This is a genomic window from Pontibacter sp. LHS2 (assembly GCF_058932845.1).
Genome location: NZ_JBZYWG010000009.1, coordinates 1 through 4,272, shown reverse-complemented (window position 1 = coordinate 4,272; position 4,272 = coordinate 1). Strand labels below are relative to the sequence as shown.

Genomic DNA, 4,272 nt, shown 5'->3' with positions numbered 1-4,272 from the left:
TATCTTTAATTGTCCTGATTTAAAGCGGTTGCCTTTGGGTAACCGCTTTTTGTTTACTTTCTGCGGGAATCAGCTTAGCATATAATACTTGGTCTTCCGGCAAGTAGCCCCCCCATCCTAACATTTCGCCGAAATCAACTCTTCTTTAATAGTCAAAAACATTGCGCATAGAATGGCCTTGAATCCAATATTAAATAATTGTACTTTTTAAATATTCATAAATTAAATTTTTACAATTTTTACTATAATTATTTAGATTAAATATTCAGACTTAATCTTTAGCACATATATCTAACTGATGCTCTTTTAAAATAAGAGTGCAATAACATCCCATTCAACAGATATACCATACACAGTATATAAAGGTATATATATAGAATTTTAAGGTGTCAATATATTACCTTATAAATCTATAATACAATTATAAAATTGTACACTATAGTTTTATTTATTCACACCGTATAACCATATATCCTCTGAATAGAGTATAGATTAATTGAACTTAACTAACTCTACTAAAATAGAATTTTAGCTAAACTGATCCATATATAACAAACTTTTACTCAAACTATGAAAAAATATATACAAGAAAGGATGCTACGGAGCAGTCTATTGACTCTTTTTCTAGTAGTAGCATCGATTGCAGGCGCAATGGCACAGACACCTGGCTTAATTGTTCAGCCTGCCAAGAATGGGGGTGATGTAATACTTGATCCTAACAGAGACGGCTATATCTCAACAACTAATAGAGGTTTTACAAGCACTAACGATGTTGGTGAAGGTATAAGTGAAATTCCTTACCGTCCCATTCCTACACTCTCAACAGAACCTATTGGTGATGTAAAAAATGGTACAGCCGGCAGTCACACAGACTTTGCCTCTGCATCTCCGCTCCAAGTGTATTTTGATGGCAGAAACCTTATGTTTCGATTAAGGGTAGGCGGTATTTCATCTGCAGCTAGAGGCTACAGCGTACTAATTGACACAGACAATACCTTAACAGGAACGGGAACAAACCCGGGCTTTGAATATGAAGTAGTCTTATTCTCAAATTCTGAAGTAAGGCTTATAAACCATAGCGGTGCCTCAGCACAAACGCTATTCAGTGGTACAGTCACTCAATTCTCACAACGATCTCAAGCTGCTACCACCAATGGAGGAGATCCAGATTATTTCTATGAATTTTATGTTCCGCTTACCGCCTTCAATAATCAAATCACATCCACAACTCCTTTACGAATGGTGGGCAACACTGTAAACTTAGCCCGCAGCGCACTTTCTGACCCAACGCTGGTAGCCGATGTAGCTGGTGTAGATTTCAGAACTTATAACCAGGATGCACCTGCAGCCTGGCGTGATATTATTGGTGTTACTCCACCTGTTACGCTTAATAATATAGTAGCAAATGATATAGCTCAGATCAGGACTTTTGCACCAGCCATCAACTTCCCTATAACAACATCAGCAACTTCCATATCAGGTACATCTCGTGAACCTCTCGGCACTATTATTCAGGTACTGCGAAATGGCACAGCCCTTGGTACCACAACAGTAACCGCAGCAGGAACATGGACATTAAATTTACCAAGTGGTGTGACACTGGCTGAAGGCAACCAAATTACCGCTACGGCCACTGCAGCTAATCGCCCGGTTTCAGTTACATCTAATACAGTAGTTGTGATAGGTGCTGTTTGCAATACACCGCCTCCTGCCATTACCGGAGCTGATGGACCAAGGAGGGTACTGAGCGGTACTTCAGCACCTAACGCTGTAATAAGGATTTATAGAAATGGAGTACTTCTAGCAAACTCTGCAGGCGCCACCACAACTACAGCCACAGCAAGTGGTACCTGGAGTTTTGTTGTTTGCCCTCCAGGTGGTGGCACTGGTAATAACAACTGTATTGGAGATGGGGTCTTTACAGCTACTCAGCAGGTTGGTTCCGGATGTCAGTCAAACCCATCTGCTCCATTCGTAAACGGACTTACAACAGCAACAACCCCAGCCACTATTATCACATCTCCGGTTTGTATTGGCTCTACCACCGTTTCAGGTACTGCTGCTCCGAATTCATTTGTTACAGTTTTCCTGAATAACCGTCCGCTATACCTGGTGACCACAGCTGATAATGCTTATACTGTACAGGCCAACGCATCAGGTACTTGGTCTTTTACTGCAAGCTTGGGCTACACTTCAAGCGATGTATTGTTTGCCAGAGCTAGAACAGCCACCACTTACTATGGTCAGTCAGCCAATGTTTCTCCAACAAGCTGCCAGACAGCTGCACCTATCATTACAGGAGATTACTGTGGTGTTACAACAACTGTGACAGGTACTTCAACAGCACCAGCCGGCACTACCATACAGGTATATGCTGGCGGAACAGCAGTCGGCTCTCCAACCACTGTTAACCAAAATGGCTTCTGGACTGTTACTGGATTGTCTATTCCGCAAGGCACGGCTTTTACAGCTCGCGCCACTGCACCAGGTAGTGCTCAAAGTGTAAACTCAGCACCTGTAACGGCTACTCCTCAAACATCTGCACAAGGTCTTGCTATTACCGGGCCGATTTTTGAAGGTGCTTCCTCAATTTCCGGTACCGGACCGGGTGGAACTCAGTTGACATTATATATCGATGGTACGCCATTCACACCGATCAGTATACCTGAAAGTGGCACCTGGACTATTACAGGTTTTGCACGTACTGAACTTTTCCCTGGTGCTGAAGTCAGTGCTACTGTAACTGCCCCTAACCAATGTGCAAGTGGGTTTGCAGAAAGTGTTATTGTAGAGTGTGAGCCGGTCACTACGACCTTTACTGTATCATCCAATACCCCGGCTACGATTTGCGGGGGCAGCACGCCAGTGGTTGTCAATGTTGCATCGTCGGAGCTAGGAGTAATTTATACTTTACTCGCAGATGATGTAACTACAGGTGCGTCTGTGATAGGTACTGGAGAGGGTATTACCATCACGTCAGGCCCTATCAGCAACACAACCGGTACCAATCGAGATGTTGTCCTGACTGTAAGAGCCCGCAGACTCACCGGAATTTCAGGTGAAGATCTTCCTACAAGCTGCGAAGCAATTCTAGCAGGATCTATCACTAGAACTGTATTGCCACAGGCACCTTCGAACTTCACAGTAGAGCCGCTATCAAGTGTAATATGCGCCGGTTCATCTGCAACTTTGCAGCTTAGTACTTCAGCCCAGGGCTTTACATATCAGCTCCTGAATGAAGCAACTAACGCATTAGTAGGTAATCCGGTAGCAGGTACAGGCAACCCTCTTAACTTGTCTACAGGTGCCGTAAACTCAAATGCGACATATAGTGTGGTTATTACCAATAACCAGAATCAATGTGTACTGACTATTCCTGCAAGCTACACCGCCAACATAAGCGGACCGGCCATAGACAGACCAGTTTTTGCTGAAAGTAACAGTGTATGCATCGGCGGGCCGGCTATCATCAACGTCTCTACGCAGGCCAACCCTAATTTCTTGTATGATGTGTTTCAGGTTGCACCAAATGGTGCGCTGTCTCAAATCGGAACCAGTATCCCGGGTAATGGCAATGTCATACAGGTACTTTCAAATCCAATAAATACAGGTGGCACCTATACCTTCTATGTTGAAGTTTCCAGTACATCTTGTCCGAGACGAAGAGTATTACAGACAGCCACCGTGAACGTAACCAATAATCCAGCAGTAGCGAATGCTGGTGAGGACCAGACTGTCTGCGGAGATGAAGCCATATTAGCTGCTGCATCAGCTGCGCCTGGAGTTGGCACCTGGTCGATTGTGACGAAGCCGGCAGGAAGTCCAGACCCTGTCTTTGCTAATTTGAATAACCCTGCCACTTCTGTCAGCGGTTTGGTTTCCGGCATCTACGAATTCGGATGGTCTGTCGCGACAACCTGCGGCGGCACAACAACCCAGACAGATCCAGATATAGTAAGAGTGACTGTAAATTGCGAAGCATTCTATGTAGTACTGCCTCCAAAATATCGGGATGAATATATAAGTGGTGATACCTTGGCTTATACTGTAGATACAGATGGTGGCATTGTTTCAGCTACTTTGCTTAGCGGCACTTTACCTTCTGGCTTTGCACTATCGCCAACAACAGGTAACATCACTGTAACTGTACCTGAATTACTTGTTACAGGAATCTATGAGCTAAACATTAGATTAGTAGATTCATTCGGAGACGTAACCGATATTATCGTAACGCTGGTGATCAATGAGGACTCCCCTGTCATCATCCCTCTA

General features: G+C 43.9%; 1 protein-coding gene. It reads left to right on the top strand.

Translation table 11 applies throughout. The features are described 5' to 3' along the window. Positions 1-921: 921 nt before the first annotated feature. The coding region (locus AC5FX6_RS21470; RefSeq protein WP_493599013.1) for a hypothetical protein at positions 922-4,272 on the top strand (3,351 nt) is incomplete at its 3' end.